The sequence below is a fragment of the Sneathiella sp. HT1-7 genome, from assembly GCF_020731145.1.
Classification (GTDB): Bacteria; Pseudomonadota; Alphaproteobacteria; order Sneathiellales; family Sneathiellaceae; genus Sneathiella.
On the sequence record NZ_JAJFZN010000001.1, the window covers coordinates 476,067 to 492,580 of the forward strand.

Annotated in this window: 16 protein-coding genes; 2 read left to right on the forward strand and 14 right to left on the reverse strand. The window is 50.9% G+C overall.

The genetic code is table 11. The features are described from left to right. Window positions 1–74: 74 nt before the first annotated feature. The 3 genes from sucD to mdh form a co-directional block, all read right to left on the reverse strand. Window positions 75–950, reverse strand: a complete 876-nt coding sequence (gene sucD, locus LKE13_RS02300) for a succinate--CoA ligase subunit alpha (RefSeq protein WP_227948077.1) — start codon at window positions 948–950, stop codon at window positions 75–77. Continuing rightward, a complete protein-coding gene (gene sucC, locus LKE13_RS02305; RefSeq protein ID WP_227948078.1) occupies window positions 950–2,119 on the reverse strand; it encodes an ADP-forming succinate--CoA ligase subunit beta in 1,170 nt (389 codons plus the stop codon). Before sucC ends, sucD begins: the two co-directional genes overlap by 1 nt. Window positions 2,120–2,251: 132 nt before the next feature. Then, complete coding sequence (gene mdh / locus LKE13_RS02310) at window positions 2,252–3,217, reverse strand: malate dehydrogenase (RefSeq protein ID WP_227948079.1); 966 nt, start codon at window positions 3,215–3,217, stop codon at window positions 2,252–2,254. 352 nt (window positions 3,218–3,569) lie between these two features. Here mdh and zapE point away from each other — a divergent pair, with 352 nt between their 5' ends. Together zapE and LKE13_RS02320 are read left to right on the forward strand one after the other, a co-directional pair. After that, window positions 3,570–4,697, forward strand: coding sequence for a cell division protein ZapE (gene zapE / locus LKE13_RS02315; RefSeq protein WP_227948080.1), 1,128 nt, complete (start codon window positions 3,570–3,572; stop codon window positions 4,695–4,697). An 82-nt stretch (window positions 4,698–4,779) separates the two neighbouring features. Then, complete coding sequence (locus LKE13_RS02320; RefSeq protein ID WP_227948081.1) at window positions 4,780–5,940, forward strand: iron-containing alcohol dehydrogenase; 1,161 nt, start codon at window positions 4,780–4,782, stop codon at window positions 5,938–5,940. Between the two features lie 12 nt (window positions 5,941–5,952). Here LKE13_RS02320 and LKE13_RS02325 read toward each other — a convergent pair whose 3' ends face one another. The 11 genes from LKE13_RS02325 to leuB all read right to left on the reverse strand — a co-directional run bounded on the left by LKE13_RS02325 (window position 5,953) and on the right by leuB (window position 16,486). Then, complete coding sequence (locus LKE13_RS02325) at window positions 5,953–6,528, reverse strand: FMN-binding negative transcriptional regulator (protein WP_227948082.1); 576 nt, start codon at window positions 6,526–6,528, stop codon at window positions 5,953–5,955. Between the two features lie 99 nt (window positions 6,529–6,627). Further along, on the reverse strand, window positions 6,628–7,182 hold the full coding sequence (locus LKE13_RS02330; RefSeq protein WP_227948083.1) for a hypothetical protein: 555 nt from the start codon (window positions 7,180–7,182) through the stop codon (window positions 6,628–6,630). A gap of 84 nt (window positions 7,183–7,266) precedes the next feature. Next, window positions 7,267–8,043 (reverse strand): succinate dehydrogenase iron-sulfur subunit, encoded by a 777-nt coding sequence (locus LKE13_RS02335; RefSeq protein ID WP_227948084.1) that lies wholly within the window; start codon window positions 8,041–8,043, stop codon window positions 7,267–7,269. 18 nt (window positions 8,044–8,061) lie between these two features. Then, entirely contained in the window at window positions 8,062–9,855 is a 1,794-nt protein-coding gene (sdhA, locus tag LKE13_RS02340) for a succinate dehydrogenase flavoprotein subunit (protein WP_227948085.1), read from the reverse strand. A gap of 10 nt (window positions 9,856–9,865) precedes the next feature. Beyond that, complete coding sequence (sdhD, locus tag LKE13_RS02345; protein WP_227948086.1) at window positions 9,866–10,246, reverse strand: succinate dehydrogenase, hydrophobic membrane anchor protein; 381 nt, start codon at window positions 10,244–10,246, stop codon at window positions 9,866–9,868. 3 nt (window positions 10,247–10,249) lie between these two features. After that, a complete protein-coding gene (gene sdhC / locus LKE13_RS02350; protein ID WP_227948087.1) occupies window positions 10,250–10,639 on the reverse strand; it encodes a succinate dehydrogenase, cytochrome b556 subunit in 390 nt (129 codons plus the stop codon). A gap of 100 nt (window positions 10,640–10,739) precedes the next feature. Beyond that, complete coding sequence (locus LKE13_RS02355; protein ID WP_227948088.1) at window positions 10,740–11,804, reverse strand: MaoC family dehydratase; 1,065 nt, start codon at window positions 11,802–11,804, stop codon at window positions 10,740–10,742. 15 nt (window positions 11,805–11,819) lie between these two features. Next, window positions 11,820–12,695: an HpcH/HpaI aldolase/citrate lyase family protein gene (locus LKE13_RS02360; protein WP_227948089.1), complete on the reverse strand. Its 876-nt coding sequence runs from the start codon at window positions 12,693–12,695 to the stop codon at window positions 11,820–11,822. Between the two features lie 141 nt (window positions 12,696–12,836). Continuing rightward, a complete protein-coding gene (locus LKE13_RS02365; protein WP_227948090.1) occupies window positions 12,837–14,141 on the reverse strand; it encodes a right-handed parallel beta-helix repeat-containing protein in 1,305 nt (434 codons plus the stop codon). A 139-nt stretch (window positions 14,142–14,280) separates the two neighbouring features. Continuing rightward, window positions 14,281–15,303, reverse strand: coding sequence for an aspartate-semialdehyde dehydrogenase (locus LKE13_RS02370; protein ID WP_227948091.1), 1,023 nt, complete (start codon window positions 15,301–15,303; stop codon window positions 14,281–14,283). 70 nt (window positions 15,304–15,373) lie between these two features. Next, entirely contained in the window at window positions 15,374–16,486 is a 1,113-nt protein-coding gene (gene leuB, locus LKE13_RS02375; RefSeq protein ID WP_227948092.1) for a 3-isopropylmalate dehydrogenase, read from the reverse strand. Between the last annotated feature and the right edge of the window lie 28 nt (window positions 16,487–16,514).

Genomic DNA, 16,514 nt, shown 5'->3' on the forward strand with positions numbered 1-16,514 from the left:
TTTGTATAATTGGGCGGGACTTTCCCCGCCCCCTTAATAGTCAATTCAAAGAGTTAATGGTTAACCATAAGAGATCAACCTTTCAAAACCCTTACCAAAGTTGATCCCAATGCTGACGGACTGTCGGAAACCGTAATGCCGGCGCTACGCATTGCATCCATCTTGTCTTCGGCACCACCTTTACCACCAGAAATAATGGCACCCGCATGACCCATTCTCCGGCCGGGAGGTGCCGTCACGCCCGCAATAAAGCCGACAACTGGCTTTTTAGTCTTCGATGCTTTGAGAAACTCAGCGGCTTCTTCCTCGGCAGAACCTCCGATTTCACCAATCATGATGATCGACTCAGTCTCGTCATCCCCAAGGAACAGGTCCAGACAATCGATAAAGTTGGTGCCATTGACCGGGTCACCACCGATACCAATACAGGTAGTCTGACCAAGGCCAGCCGCTGTAGTCTGCGCCACTGCTTCGTATGTCAATGTACCGGAGCGAGAGACGATCCCCACATTACCGCGGCGATGGATATGGCCAGGCATAATACCAATTTTACATTCATCCGGCGTAATAATCCCGGGGCAGTTCGGCCCAATCAGTCGGGAGCCACTATCTTTAAGCGCCCGCTTGACCTTCACCATGTCAAGGACGGGAATACCTTCCGTGATACAAACGATCAGCTCAATCTCAGCGTCAATCGCTTCAAGAATAGCGTCCGCAGCGAACGGCGGCGGGACATAAATCACGCTTGCATTCGCACCGGTTGTCTCTCTGGCTTCACCAACCGTGTTGAAAATAGGTAGGTCGAGATGCTTCTCGCCGCCTTTGCCTGGCGTCACACCGCCAACCATCTTCGTACCATAGGCGATTGCCTGCTCCGAATGGAATGTCCCCTGAGAGCCCGTGAAACCCTGACAGATGACCTTCGTGTCCTTATTTACGAGAACGGCCATTACGCTGCCTCCTTCACTGCTTTAACAATTTTCTCCGCGGCGTCACCAAGATCATCCGCTGACAAAATAGGTAGCCCTGATTCCGCTAGAATTTTCTTGCCCAACTCCACATTCGTTCCTTCCAGGCGTACAACCAAAGGCACGCTGAGCGCGACTTCTTTCGCGGCCGCAACAACGCCCTCAGCGATCACATCACAGCGCATGATTCCGCCAAAAATATTCACGAGAATACCTTCGACATTCTCATCCTTCAGGATGATCTTGAAGGCTTCCGTTACTTTCTCCTTCGTCGCACCGCCACCCACGTCAAGGAAGTTGGCCGGCGTACCGCCGTTGAGTTGGATAATATCCATGGTTGCCATGGCTAGACCCGCACCATTGACCATGCAGCCGATGTTTCCATCCAGCTTAATGTAGTTAAGGTCATATTGCGCGGCTTCAAGCTCGGCCGGATCTTCTTCATCTGGATCACGGAGCTCGGCAATATCTTTATGCCGGAAAAGAGCATTGTCATCGAAGTTCATCTTCGCATCCAGCGCGATGACATTGCCGCTTCCGGTAATGACCAACGGATTAATCTCGACCAGGCTTGCATCGGTATCGACAATTGCCCGGTACAGCGCAAGGATGAACTTGACGGCAGCACTTACCTGCTTACCCTCAAGACCGAGGCCGAACGCAATCTTGCGCGCGTGAAACGGCATAATCCCCGTCGCCGGATCAATACTGACCATGTGAATTTTTTCAGGCGTTTTCGCTGCGACTTCCTCAATCTCCATACCGCCTTCTGTCGACGCCATGAAGGTTATGCAGTCTTTGGCACGATCAATGATGGCACCAAGATAAAGCTCGCGCGCAATGTCGCAGCCTTCCTCGATATAGACACGCTTCACTTCCTTGCCTTCCGGCCCAGTCTGGTGCGTGATCAATTGCATGCCTATCATGGCTTTTGCCGTTGAGGAGACCTCTTCGGTGGATTTCACGACTTTCACGCCGCCACCTTTGCCTCGGCCACCTGCATGAATTTGGGCTTTTACGACCCAGACCGGTCCGCCCAACTCCTGTGCAACTGTCTTGGCTTCTTCGGAAGTATAGGCAACGCCGCCCTTGGGAACGGTCACGCCATATTTTGCGAGCAGGCTTTTCGCCTGATATTCATGGATATTCATTGTTTTCCGTTTTGCTGCTATTCAAAGACATCTATTTTTTCACTGATCACTTAATTCGCAAAGCATAGGCATACGGTATAGCACCATAAAAAAGGGCACAACCGGTTATTGGTGTGCCCTTTATTTTTGCCTCTATCCTTTGAGGCTTGGATCAATGCCCACACAGGCCTCAACAAGCCCCTTAACGGCATTTACTGAATTATCAAACATGGCCTTTTCTTCGGCGTTCATGTCAATTTCAACGACACGTTCGATCCCGCCCTCACCAATCACAGTGGGAACACCCACATACATACCGTCAAGTCCATACTGACCGTCGACGTAGGCGGCGCAAGGAAGAACCCGCTTTTTGTCTTTTAGGTAGGCTTCCGCCATCGTAATCGCACTTGATGCAGGCGCATAGAACGCAGATCCGGTTTTCAGAAGCGCAACCACTTCGGCACCGCCGTTGCGTGTGCGATCAATAATGGCATCGATTTTTTCCTGAGTGCTCCATCCCATCTTGATCAAGTCTGGAACCGGAATACCGGCGACCGTGGAATAACGGATCAGCGGTACCATCGTATCGCCGTGACCACCAAGAACGAAGGCTGTTACATCCTCAACCGAGACATTGAATTCCTCGGCCAGAAAAAGACGGAAGCGCGCGCTGTCCAGAACACCAGCCATACCGACAACCATATTGTGCGGCAGGCCACATTTTTCACGCAGCACCCAGACCATCGCATCCAGCGGGTTGGTGATGCAGATAACAAAGGCGTTCGGCGCATGCTTCTTAATGCCTTCGCCGACGGACTGCATAACTTTGATGTTTGTGCCGAGTAGGTCATCTCGGCTCATACCGGGCTTACGGGCGATACCGGCGGTGACAATGCAGACATCCGCACCTTCAATGGCGCTGTAATCATTGGCACCGGTGATATTGGCGTTGAACCGGTCAACAGGAGAAGAAGATGCTATATCCAGCGCTTTACCTTGCGGCAAACCTTCTGCGATATCAAAAAGAACGATGTCGCCAAGTTCTTTCAGACCGGCAAGATGAGCAAGGGTGCCGCCGATATTTCCACTGCCTATCAGGGCAATTTTTTTACGAGCCATTATATTCTCCGAATTCTTTAAGATTGGAGGGCTCTCTGAGAAGACAGAAAGTCCTCTTGTGAATATTATTGTGGGTACTAACGCGTTTCTCGACCAAGAGCAAGATCGCGGTGAAAAATTATCGTCAATTTTTTGTAGCAAGCTAAAATACGCTTTTCCTGAACGTAAAAATACTTTCTGTTCACTACATTATCGATGATTAATAGCCTGTATGAAACGCCGTATCTGAGGAAAATTTGGATAAAATGAATCAAAACTCTCTCTGGCCGTTGCCATAAACAGTTCACGTCTGTACAGATCAGGGATAGAAGCCAATTTTCTCACGTTCAAATATCGATATGTTCTCCATTTCATGACTGATGTAACCGGCCCCCTCGACGCGTACCGCAAACTGGTTGCGGAAAACCAACTGCAGCAGGACCCCATTCAACTGCTGGCGGTTGAAAAGCTCCAGACCCTGCATCGGCGGCTTGTGAACTACGACCCAAATACCAGTGCAAAATGGACCCATATATTCCGATTGGGGCCTCGCAAACCCCGTGTCGAGCCACCGCAGGGGTTATATATATACGGCGATGTCGGGCGCGGAAAATCCATGCTGATGGATCTTTTCTTTGAAACCGCGCCTGTCGCCCATAAAAGACGGGTGCATTTTCACGCCTTTATGCTGAAAGTTCACGCTTTCATGCATGAGAAGCGGCAGAAAAAAGATAAAGACAGTGATGATCCTGTCATCGCGCTTGCCAATTCGATCACGGAAAACGCTTGGCTGCTTTGTTTCGATGAATTCCAGGTGACGGACGTGGCAGATGCCATGATTCTAGGCCGTCTGTTTGAGTTGTTGTTCGATCGAGGCGTGGTCGTCGTGGCAACATCCAACCGGGTGCCGGACGATCTCTATAAAGACGGGTTGAACCGGCAACTATTTCTGCCGTTCATTGAACTGTTGAAGGAGCAACTCGATATTCTCCATCTGGCAGGCGGACGAGACTATCGGCTGGAACGGTTGGCCGAGCATCCGGTTTACTTCACCCCGCTGGATGAAACTGCTGCGGCGGAGATGGATCGGATCTTCACCGAAATGACTGAAGGATATGAACTCGCCCCGCAAGTTTTGACGACTCAGGGTCGACAGTTAGAGATAGAGAGAACTGCCCATGGCGTCGCCAGGCTTACCTTTGAAGAGCTTTGCGCTCGTCCCTTAGGTGCTTCCGACTATTTGACCCTGACCGAGCATGTTCACACCTTGCTCCTTGAGAATGTTCCACAGCTTAGCGCCGACCGACGAAATGAATCCAAGCGGTTCGTTACATTGGTCGATATTCTTTATGAAGCAGGATCCAATCTTGTAATTTCTGCAGAGGTAGCGGCCGAAGATCTATATCCGGAAGGAGACGGAAAATTCGAGTTTGCCCGAACTGTCTCGCGCCTGATGGAAATGCGGTCAGAGGATTACTTAAAAGGCCGGACGGGAAAATAGTTAGTCCCGCCATATCCTTTTCAGGTAAATGCGCTATAATTTTCGCCGGGAGCTAATAAACATAACAAAAAGGGCAGGAAACATGACGGAACCCGCATTTCCGGACATGGCCAATATAAAAGGCCGTCTGACAATCAACCAAAATATATCGAATGCAATAACCGGCATTATTTCGAGTGGGACGAACACGCGCATTCTGGTTTCTATTTCCCGTTCCCTCGCAGCAAATTCTTCTATTGTTGATGAGCTAAAGAAGAATTTTGGTGACACGATCACGGGCGTGGTGAGCATCCTGACTGAACATACCCCGTATGATAGCGTTTTTAAGCTCGCGGGCGCAGTTACTGATAGTGGCGCCACCCATCTTCTCTCCATCGGCGGTGGCAGTGTTATTGATGGCGGCAAAATCGCCCTGCTTGTTTCAAACCTGAATATTCAAGGCGCTGACGGTCTTGAAAAACTGTCTTCTACAGGTGGAAATAGTCTTGATTTCACGTCTTGGCCTGTAAAACATATAGCTGTTCCAACGACCTTATCCGGCGCAGAATTTACCCCGATTGCCGGAGCGACAAGCAGCATCACGGGCCGAAAGACTGGCTTCGCCCATGCCAACCTTGTTCCAGACCATATTATTCTGAGTTCAACGCTCAGCAAGTACACACCGGAAAAGCTCTGGCTTTCAACTGGTATCCGCGCCGTTGATCATGCAGTAGAAACCATTTGTGCCCCCGGGGTTGATCCGGAGATCGCTGCGTTTTGCGCAAAAGGTCTCGGTTTACTCTATACAGGTATGGAGGGGACGAAGAATGATCCGGAAAGCCTCACTCATCGGGAGAATAGCCAACTCGGTGTCTATTACGCAACTGCGGGCATTTCGCGATACCGCATGGGTGCGAGCCATGGGCTCGGATACCTGCTTGGTGTAATCGGGCAGGTACCGCACGGTATTACTTCCTGCGTTTTCCTCCCCGCGGTTCTTGCATATAACTTTCCGGAGACTAAAGGCCCTCAGACAAAAATTGCAAAGGTACTGGGCGTATCTTCCGCCGAAGAAGTATCTCCAGCACTAAAGAAATTTATCGGCGGACTTGGCCTGCCAAATCAGCTCAGCACTCTTGATATCTCTGAAGAGGCAATCGCTGAAATCAAAGCGGCGGCCCTCACTCATCCGGTCGTGCAGGCAAACCCGAGGGCAATTTCGAGCGTAGAAAATGTCGCCGAGATTATGAAATTCTCGGGCTAATACGATATACGGCTACCATAACTTGCCGATGGCCGCCTCAATCGCCGCCTGATCCTCGGGCGATTTATTTTGCCCGAGTTTGGCCTTCCCTTCGATCCGGTCAATCGGCATTTCGAAGGCGATAATGCCCCGCATCAGTCCTTCAAGTCGCCTCTGGTCCAGCATGTCGGTGCGCCATGGCTCTGCCTGATCTTTCTCGTTATCCTCGGTTAGTTGGTCGAGGAGCTTTCGAACCTCCATTGTATCTTCGATAATCTTCGGCGTTCCGTAGGCATGCACCGCGACATAGTTCCAGGTGGGCACATTCACATCCGTCGCGTAATAGTTCGGCGAGATATAGTCATGCGGCCCCTGAAAAATTGCCAGCGCCTCGCCTGTGCTCAGCAATTGTCCATGCGGGTTGGCACGGGCCATATGGGCAATCAAGGTCCCGTGCTCTCCGCGATCCGCGTCATATGAAAAGGGAAGATGGGTGGCGATAGGCACACCGTCCTCTCCGGTGGAGACCAGAAGCCCAAAACTTGCCTCGGGCAGAAGCCGGATCAGGGTTTCCTTACCCGGAACAGAAAAATGTGGAGGGACATACATTAGCTTATTCCATAAAAAAGGCCGCTAAAAAAAGCGGCCTTACTTTATCGCCAAATTGGCTCCACAACAGAGCCAATCCTTTTATTTCCAGAGAACCAATTACCGCCAACTAATCTTGCCGCCCGAATTTTCTTCCATGCTTATTATCAGCCGTTCAATTGCCTTTCCGACGGTGTATTGCTTAATCAGCCCCTCAAAAGCGACAACTACAATTGAAATAACTGTTGTATCTTTAGATTGCTTGAGTTCCACAAGAAAAAGAGCAGGGTTCAAGTTCAAAACGCCAGATCCGATTTTCCCAATATAGTTCAGATTACCTATATTTTCAGGTTTTGATAGAGTTCCAACCCCTTCAAAGGAAATCTCAAATAATAGTGCAGCGCTTTGGGCATCCATATCTAATGTGATGTCTATAATACGCGCGTCGTTTGGATCATGCCCGAATGCCCGTATATGCCTATCCTGCCAAAACCGAATAGAAATTGGAATGCTATCCAATTTAGTACGTTCTTCAGTAGATATGCCGTATTCTACAGTACCTTTTTCAATGGGGTCGCCAGTCGCTGTTCTTTCTGTGGCACAGCCTGCTAAATTGACCAGAAAGAGCAGAGCAAAAACAAGTGAGAATTTATTTTTGATTGCATTTTTAATCATAACTAACTCGCCAAAATAGTATCGACTCTTTCAAAAAAAGGCTGCTCAAAAAACAGCCTTTTATCTATTTTCTTTTATATCGCGTTATCGGCGCTCCACCATCATCTTTTTAATCTCGGCGATCGCTTTCGCTGGATTAAGACCCTTCGGGCAGGTGTTCGCGCAGTTCATAATCGTGTGGCAACGATAAAGCCGGAACGGATCTTCAAGATTATCGAGGCGTTCCCCGGTATGCTCATCCCGACTGTCAATAATCCAGCGGTACGCCTGCAGGAGGATCGCTGGGCCAAGGAACCGGTCAGAATTCCACCAGTAGCTCGGGCAGGAAGTCGAACAACATGCGCAAAGAATACATTCATAGAGACCATCGAGCTTTTCGCGATCCTCTTTCGATTGCAACCGCTCTTTCGAGGGGGACGGCGTTTCCGCCTGAAGCCAAGGCTTGATCGACGCATACTGTGCATAGAAATTCGTAAGATCCGGCACCAAGTCTTTCACGACCGGCTGATGCGGAAGTGGGTAAATATTGATATCGCCATCCACCTCGTCCATGCCCGTGGTGCAGGCCAGCGTATTGGTCCCGTTGATATTCATCGCGCAGGAGCCGCAAATCCCTTCCCGGCAGGAACGACGGAACGTCAGCGTCGGGTCGATCTCGTTCTTTATCTTGATCAACCCGTCCAGAATCATCGGCCCGCAGGTGTCGAGATCGACATAATATGTATCAATGGCCGGGTTCTGATTGTCATCCGGCGACCAGCGGTAGACATTAAATGTCTTGGTATTCGTCGCCCCATCCGTCTTTGGATGAGTCTTGCCGGTACCGACCCTTGAATTTTTTGGTAATGTCAGTTCAACCATATTTCATTCCTAACGCGCTTAATACACACGTGCCTTTGGTTTGATGTAATCGATCTCTTCCGTCAGCGTATAATCATGCACCGGACGGTAGTCGAGCTTAACCCCGTCCTTATCACTGTGATAGGTGAGAGTATGCTTCATCCAATTTTTATCATCGCGATCAGGGAAATCCTCATGGGCATGCGCCCCGCGGCTTTCCTTACGGTTTTCCGCCGCCGTCATTGAGACGACCGCCTGCCGGATCAGGTTGTCCAGTTCCAATGTTTCCACAAGATCGGAGTTCCAGACAAGTGACCGATCGGTCGTCTTAATATCCGGCATCTGTTCCCACACCTTGTTGATCTTCTCAACACCTTCGGCAAGGGTCTTGCTGGTCCGGAATACGGCGCAATCGTCCTGCATCACTCGCTGCATATTGTCGCGAATAGTTGCTGTTGAGCTACTGCCGTTTGCGTTGCGGAATTTATCAAGACGGCCAAGTGCCTCATCACAAGCGTCTGCGGGAAGCGGTGCGTGGGCAGCGCCTGGTGTTACCACTTCTTTTGCCCGAAGCGCAGCGGCACGCCCGAAGACCACAAGGTCGATCAGCGAGTTGGAACCCAAACGGTTTGCGCCGTGAACGGAAACACATGCCGCCTCACCTACAGCCATCAGGCCGGGCACAACCGAGTCTGGGTTGCCGTCCTTCAGATCGACAACTTCCGCATGATAGTTCGTCGGGATACCGCCCATGTTGTAATGAACCGTCGGCAGAACGGGGATCGGCTCCTTATGCACATCGACGCCGGCAAAAATTCGCGCGCTTTCCGAAATGCCCGGTAAGCGCTCATCAATCATTGCCGGATCAAGATGGTCCAGATGTAGATAGATATGATCTTTCCGCGGGCCAACGCCTCTGCCTTCGCGGATTTCAATGGTCATCGACCGAGACACGACATCGCGGCTGGCCAAATCCTTTGCATGAGGCGCATAGCGCTCCATAAAGCGCTCACCTTCGCCATTGACGAGGAAACCGCCTTCACCGCGTACACCCTCAGTGATCAGGCAACCCGCGCCATAAATGCCGGTTGGATGGAACTGGATAAACTCCATATCCTGAAGTGGTAGTCCGGCGCGCAACACCATGCCGCCGCCATCACCTGTACATGTATGCGCAGAAGTGCAAGAGAAGAAAGTGCGGCCATAACCGCCTGTTGCCAGAACCACCATATGCGCCCGGAACAGATGTAAGGTGCCGTCTTCAAGGCAGAGACAGAGAACGCCTTTGCAAGAGCCATCCTTGTCCATAATCAGATCAAGGGCAAAATATTCAATAAAGAACTCTGTGTCATGCTTCAGACTCTGACTGTAGAGCGTATGCAGCATGGCGTGACCGGTCCGGTCGGCGGCAGCGCAGGTGCGCTGCGCGGCAGGGCCCTCACCAAATTCTGTCGTCATCCCGCCAAAGGCCCGCTGGTAAATCTTGCCTTCCTCGGTCCGACTGAAAGGCATACCGAATTGCTCCAGCTCCAGGACTGAAGCAGGTGCCTCACGACACATATATTCAATAGCATCCTGATCGCCGAGCCAGTCTGACCCCTTGACTGTGTCATACATATGCCACTGCCAATTATCTTCACCCATATTTCCGAGTGAGGCGGAGATCCCACCCTGCGCGGCAACTGTATGGCTACGGGTCGGGAATACTTTTGTAATCGCAGCCGTTTTGAGGCCGGCCGCGGCCATGCCCATAGTCGCGCGCAAACCTGCACCGCCCGCGCCGACGACGACCACGTCATATTTATGTTCTGTAATTGGATAGGCTTCTGACATGATCTTTTCTTTATCCCCCGAGGGCCAGTTTCAATATTGCGAGCGCTGCGGACAGGCCGACGATCGCGCAGAAAAAACTGTTAAGCAGTAACAGAAAAACTTTCGTGCTTTCTGTATGAATATAATCTTCAATAACAACCTGCATGCCGAGCTTGAGGTGGTAAAACATAGCCACAATCAGCAATAACATCACAATTGATATAAAGGGTTGCCCAAGCACGTAACGCACGTGGGTATAATCGGCACCGACCAGACTGATAAAGCAGCCTATCGCGATCAGAAATAGCGGGATCAGGGCGATAGCAGTCACCTTTTGATGCCACCAATGTGTCGTGCCTTCTTTCGCAGAACCTAAACCGCGGACATTTTTAAGAGGGGCTCTCATTCCCATAGCTCAAGCTCCCATAGCGTAGGCGATAATCCAGGTGAGCAGGGTCAGAACGATAGAGGCAATAATCGCCGCCATGCCAGACTTCCGCATGGTCGGCAGCTCAAATCCCTGACCCATATCCCAGAAGAGATGGCGAATTCCATTGCAGAGGTGATAGAACAGCGACCAAGTAAAACCAAACAGAATGATCTGTCCAAACCAGGAGGTCGTAAACGCCGTAACCGTGGCGTATGCCTCTGGTCCTGCGGCAACCGCAATCAGCCACCATGCCAGCAATAACGTCCCCACCCCGAGAGCGATACCTGTCGCGCGATGTGTTATTGAGGTAACCATCGTGATCTGCGGCTTATAGATCTGCAGATGTGGCGACAATGGTCTTTCAATTTTCGCCATTTGGAAGTCTTTCTCGCTGATAAAATTCCGAATATTCTTATTGTTTTTTGCCGAGGAGTTTAATCCCCAACCATCTCAAGTCAATAGAACTATATACTTATTACACCTCGAGAGTCCCTTTTGGCAAGACCGCCCAATAATCAATATCAAGCACAACGGCGGGATCGCGCTTTCCGTCATCTTGCTTATCAGGAAAACCTTCACAAGAAGTGTCTTTTGTCGCGATTGTTCGAATACGAAGCGCGCCCGCCGTTGGACTATCGGCAAGCTCAGATTTTTCCAGAATTTCGCTCCAGGCGTAGATGGTGTGACCCGCAAATGTTGGCGCTGTATGGGATCCCCCATTGATCGCGCCGATTAGCTGGGCATTCCCGAGGCCATTGAAAGAAAGGGCGCGCGCCAGGCTGATAATATGACCGCCGTAAATCAGGCGGCGGCCAAAACGATCATTCTGCATCTGATGCTGGTTGAAATGGACCTTGGCGGTGTTCTGGTAGAGCCGTGTCGCCATCATATGCTCGGCTTCTTCAATCGTCATGCCATCGACATGGTCGATTTTTTCACCTACTTCGTAATCTTCGAAATAGTGTGGCGACCCGGCAAGAGTTGCGTCATAGCCAGAGAAATCAATTCCCTGAGGCAAAGAAATCTGCGCGGGATCAACTCGATCCGGCAAGTCCGGCACAACGTCTTCTGGTGCGGGGGCATTTTCATCCTTTTTACGGACCATCACCCATCGCACATAATCAAGCACGATCGCGCCCATCTGATTGGTTCCCGTGGAGCGGACATAGACAACGCCAGTCTTGCCATTGGAATTTTCCTTAAGGCCAATTACCGTTGAACTTGTCCTGACCGTATCGCCCGGAAAAACCGGCGTCTTGAACTGCACATCCGCATAGCCAAGGTTGGCAACTGCATTCAGGGAAACATCGGGAACTGTCTTTCCAAAGACGATATGAAAGACCAGAAGATCATCAACTGGAGCGGCTTCAAGCCCGCAATCCATGGCAAAGCTATCCGCCGATTGCAGCGCAAAACGCCCGCCGTAAAGCGCCGTATAGAGCGATACATCACCTTCGGTAATAGTGCGCGGGGTGGCATGATCAAGCACTTGCCCGATTTTGAAGTCTTCGAAGTAATTTCCGGGATTGGTTTTACTCATCGAATTCCCCTCCCTTTACTCGGCAGCGGCCGCAATGGCATCCGCCATGGCAACTTTTGCTTTCGCGATTTCAACATGAAGGTTTTCGACAAGTTTACCGTCGACCAGAACAACGCCCTTACCTTCTTTTTCGGCGGCTTCAAACGCCTCGATGACTTTTCGGGAATGCGCCACCTCCTCTTCGGAAGGAGCGAAGACTTCATTTGTCGGGGCGAGCTGCTTCGGGTGGATCAATGTTTTGCCATCAAACCCAAGCTCCACGCCCTGCTCACAGGACTCACGAAAACCATCCTCATCAGCAAGATCAAGATAAACACCGTCCAGAACCGTAAGGCCATAGGCACGCCCCGTGAGAAGGCAAAGCCCGAACGAAGTAATCACCGGAAGGCGCATCGGCGTATGCTGTGCCTGCAATTCCTTAACAAGATCAGAAGTGCCCATAACGAAGCAGTCAACACGCGGGCTGGCGGAAGCAATTTCTTCTGCTTTCAGAATACCGAGCGGCGTCTCCATCATGCACCAGATTGTCGTCTTTTCCGGTGCACCAGCATCCGTCATAATTTTTTCGAGTTTCTGAACTTGGTCCGCACTTTCAACCTTGGGAAGCAGGATTGCGTCGGGACCTGCTTTGGCGGCCGCAATAATGTCATCTTCCCCCCAAGGGGTATCAAGTCCGTTGACCCGAATGATGATTTCGCGATTGCCATAGTCACCTGAGGCCGCGTTAGCGCAGACGATGTCGCGGGCCTCTCCCTTAGCGTCGGGGGCCACCGCGTCTTCAAGATCAAGGATAAGTGCATCTGCGACAAGTGTCTTTGCTTTTTCCTGAGCGCGGGCGTTGGAGCCCGGCATATAAAGAACCGAACGGCGGGGGCGAATGTTTTTTGTCATTGTTAGTCCCTCGGGCGCGACGCCCTATTCAAAAATCTTCAGCAAATTAAGTGATGCGGGCCGCATCATAAAGGGTTTTTATTGCGACGCAACAATTAGGAAGAAAAATGCTTGCGTTTCACATACCGACGGATCGATGCGTCATTGCTGCATCTCCACGGCGCCTACATCTAGCCCTTTTCCAGACGGTCGGGAGTTGCCAAAATAATCGACTGTCATTTTCGGGTCGGGCTCCCCGTTGTCAATAACCTCACTATCCTCTGGCAAACGAAGATCTCCGTCGTCGATGTCAACAAACACATCATCCAAATCGTCAATTTCAATATTGCCGAAACGCTCAACGCCTTCACCTTCGATTTTTATTTCATTCGCGACGTTATTGGCAACGAGACTGGCGTCCGCCGGATCACCTTCCGAAACGGAGATGATCGTGATCGTGGCGGGGCCGGGTGGAAAATAGTCGATATCCATCACTGTGTTATTCTTTATCCGGACATTCCGCGCACCGAAAACCGATATTCCATGCCAATTGTCGACGGCGATAATATTATTTTCGATGGTCCAATCTTCATAGACGCCATCAAACATCCCTATCCCTTCAAGTTTGCAAACAAAGGGCTGATTAAAGTCTTCAAAATTCAGAATTAGATTACGGCGAAAGGTCACATCTTTGATTACGCCGGTCCCAGGCCGCCCGTCCGCGCCGGTTGACCATGACTGAAACCCGTCAGAATGGTTCGAGTTTACCTGATAGCAGTTTTTTACCACATTCTCTTCAAACAGACTATGATCGCCCAAACCACGCAACCCGTCGCCGGAGAAATTCTTCACTTCGTTGTTTGCGACAATGCTATGCTTACCGAGCGTAGAAATTCCGAAGTTCACATTGCTGATTTTGTTATTGCGAATGTCCGCATACTCCGCCTCCGAAAATATTCCGTCCAGCGCCTTTTCATTCCAGTCGTCCGTTGACCAATCAGAAATATCCTCAACCGTATAAATGGTGAAGCTGTCAATTTTGATATGACGAGAATTCTTGTCGATACGGACATGATATCTTTCGCCCGGTTCTCGAAGGCCTTCCGACGTCACGGTGAAGCCTGTCAAAGACCAGTTGGCGCTTCCTTTAATCTCTACATTCTCGAATATTGCTTGCTGACCTTCGGCGACAACGACCGATGTCATCTCGGACATTTCCCTGTTCTGAATGAGAAGTCGGCCATACACTCCTCCCGCCAGAATCACTCTATCGCCAGCCTGGATAGTATTTTCATCCAAAACCTCCTGCAAATCAGACCATGGCGATACGGCACTTCCATCTGCCGCCCCTCCCGCCGAACTCGGATTCACGAAATGATCCCGTGCCAGAGCTTGAGAGATCAATGATAGGGTAACCACAAGAATGACAAAGAGAGTTCCGCTGATTTTCAGAGTATGTGCCGTCATAACGACCTCCGGAGATTGTAAACAGCCGCACAGCTGTTTTAACATTCCAAAAGACTATGACAACCGCCAAAAATGAACAAGCCGGGCTGACGCAAAATTTAGCTGCGTCAACCCGGCTCGTTTTAGGTCTTTAGAGCGACTAGGCCGCCTTTTTTAAATATTCGCGTCCTACCAGTTCCGCAATCTGAACTGTATTCAAGGCCGCACCCTTACGAAGATTGTCCGAGACACACCACAGGTTGATACCGTTCTCAATCGTGGCATCATCGCGAATACGCGAGATAAAGGTAGCGTAGTCCCCGACACATTCAACTGGTGTTACATACCCGTTTTCTTCAGGGTTATCGACAACCATAATGCCCGGTGACTCGCGCAGGATTTCCCGCGCGCGATCCGCGCTCAACTCGTTTTCGAACTCGATATTGATGCTTTCGGCATGGCCGACGAATGTTGGCACCCGCACACAAGTCGCCGTCAACTTGATCTTCGGATCGATAATCTTCTTGGTTTCGACCATCATCTTCCATTCTTCCTTGGTATAACGGTCGTCCATGAAGACATCGATATGCGGGATCACGTTAAACGCGATCTGCTTGGTGAATTTTGACGGGGTCGGCGTATCATTCACATAGATGCCCTTGGTCTGGGTAAACAATTCGTCCATTGCCTCGTTGCCCGCACCGGACGTCGACTGATAGGTCGAAACCACGACGCGCTTGATAACGGCCGCATCATGCAAAGGCTTCAGCGCCACGACAAGCTGTGCGGTCGAGCAATTTGGGTTCGCGATAATGTTCTTTCGGGTATATCCCGCGGCATCCTGCGGATTAACCTCCGGTACAATCAAGGGCACGTCCGGGTCCATACGAAAGTGCGAGGAGTTATCAATGACTATGCATCCCTGCGCAGCCGCAATCGGAGCGAATTTCGCCGACACCGTACCGCCTGCGGAAAAGAGAGCGAAATCCGTTCCCGTGAAGTTAAAATCATCCAGAGCTTTCACCTTCAGCGTTTTATCGCCAAAGGAAACTTCGCGTCCAACAGAACGTTTCGACGCGAGCGCGATAACTTCCGTCACCGGAAATTGTCTTTCATGCAAAATATTCAGCATTTCACGGCCCACATTCCCAGTGGCGCCGACTACCGCAACTCTGTATCCCATGATCTTAATCTCTTCTATTTCCCGGCATCTCTGCGCCGGGGGTTAAATCAAACGCGCAATATAGCAGGAACTAACCGTTTGCCTTGTCCAACTCCCGGATAATGGCATCACCCATTTCCGTGGTTGATACCTGCGTCATGCCCGCTGACATGATATCGCCAGTGCGAATGCCACTTGCAAGCACTTTTTGCACTGCCTCTTCCACAAGATCCGCTTCACCGTCCATATCGAAGCTATAACGCAATGCCATGGCATAGGAGAGGATAGTGGCGATCGGATTAGCGATATTCTGACCCGCGATGTCCGGAGCGGAGCCATGAACTGGCTCATAGAGGGCTTTACGCCGTCCGGTTTCATCGATATCGCCAATAGACGCCGACGGCAGCATACCAAGGGAACCGGTCAGCATTGCCGCGCAATCGGAGAGAATGTCACCAAAAAGGTTATCAGTGACGATCACGTCAAACTGCTTGGGCTTACGAACGAGTTCCATTGCCGCCGCATCCGCGTACATATGGCTAAGTTCCACTTCCGGGAATTCCGTCTCGCCGATTTTCGTGACTTCCTCGCGCCAGAGAACGCCTGATTCCATCACATTGGCTTTTTCGCTGGAACACACGCGGTTATCGCGCTTCTTCGCCAGCTCAAAGGCAACGCGGGCAACCCGCTGAATTTCCGGTGTCGTGTAGACTTGGGTGTTCACACCACGGCGGATACCGTTACCGAGATCTTCGATCCCACGTGGTTCACCAAAATAAACACCGCCCGTCAACTCGCGCACGATCATAATGTCAAGGCCACTTACCAGTTCTGGCTTCAGGCTGGACGCATCGACCAGCGCATCGAAACAGACTGCCGGGCGGAGGTTCGCAAAAAGCTCAAGATCTTTGCGCAGACGCAACAGACCACGCTCCGGCTTGATTGAAAAATCGAGGTTATCCCATTTCGGGCCGCCAACAGCTCCGAGCAAGACCGCATCCACATTCTGGGCCTTCTCAACGACTTCATCCGTAACCGGAATGCCGTGCTTGTCGATGGATGAACCGCCGACAAGATCTTCGTCAACATCGAAGGAAACGGCGCGGTTGTCCTCCATCCAGCTAACAATGCGGCGCACTTCGCCCATCGCTTCAGGGCCAATGCCGTCGCCGGGCAGGATCAACAGGGATTTATTTGATGCCATAACAATTCACTCTCATAATAACCGGATC

Bases quoted from the DNA above. Each gene is read 5' to 3' on its own strand.
- sucD (WP_227948077.1), bottom strand. From the start codon at position 950: ATGGCCGTTCTCGTAAATAAGGACACGAAGGTCATCTGTCAGGGTTTC.
- sucC (WP_227948078.1), bottom strand. From the start codon at position 2,119: ATGAATATCCATGAATATCAGGCGAAAAGCCTGCTCGCAAAATATGGC.
- mdh (WP_227948079.1), bottom strand. From the start codon at position 3,217: ATGGCTCGTAAAAAAATTGCCCTGATAGGCAGTGGAAATATCGGCGGC.
- zapE (WP_227948080.1), top strand. From the start codon at position 3,570: ATGACTGATGTAACCGGCCCCCTCGACGCGTACCGCAAACTGGTTGCG.
- LKE13_RS02320 (WP_227948081.1), top strand. From the start codon at position 4,780: ATGACGGAACCCGCATTTCCGGACATGGCCAATATAAAAGGCCGTCTG.
- LKE13_RS02325 (WP_227948082.1), bottom strand. From the start codon at position 6,528: ATGTATGTCCCTCCACATTTTTCTGTTCCGGGTAAGGAAACCCTGATC.
- LKE13_RS02330 (WP_227948083.1), bottom strand. From the start codon at position 7,182: ATGATTAAAAATGCAATCAAAAATAAATTCTCACTTGTTTTTGCTCTG.
- LKE13_RS02335 (WP_227948084.1), bottom strand. From the start codon at position 8,043: ATGGTTGAACTGACATTACCAAAAAATTCAAGGGTCGGTACCGGCAAG.
- sdhA (WP_227948085.1), bottom strand. From the start codon at position 9,855: ATGTCAGAAGCCTATCCAATTACAGAACATAAATATGACGTGGTCGTC.
- sdhD (WP_227948086.1), bottom strand. From the start codon at position 10,246: ATGGGAATGAGAGCCCCTCTTAAAAATGTCCGCGGTTTAGGTTCTGCG.
- sdhC (WP_227948087.1), bottom strand. From the start codon at position 10,639: ATGGCGAAAATTGAAAGACCATTGTCGCCACATCTGCAGATCTATAAG.
- LKE13_RS02355 (WP_227948088.1), bottom strand. From the start codon at position 11,804: ATGAGTAAAACCAATCCCGGAAATTACTTCGAAGACTTCAAAATCGGG.
- LKE13_RS02360 (WP_227948089.1), bottom strand. From the start codon at position 12,695: ATGACAAAAAACATTCGCCCCCGCCGTTCGGTTCTTTATATGCCGGGC.
- LKE13_RS02365 (WP_227948090.1), bottom strand. From the start codon at position 14,141: ATGACGGCACATACTCTGAAAATCAGCGGAACTCTCTTTGTCATTCTT.
- LKE13_RS02370 (WP_227948091.1), bottom strand. From the start codon at position 15,303: ATGGGATACAGAGTTGCGGTAGTCGGCGCCACTGGGAATGTGGGCCGT.
- leuB (WP_227948092.1), bottom strand. From the start codon at position 16,486: ATGGCATCAAATAAATCCCTGTTGATCCTGCCCGGCGACGGCATTGGC.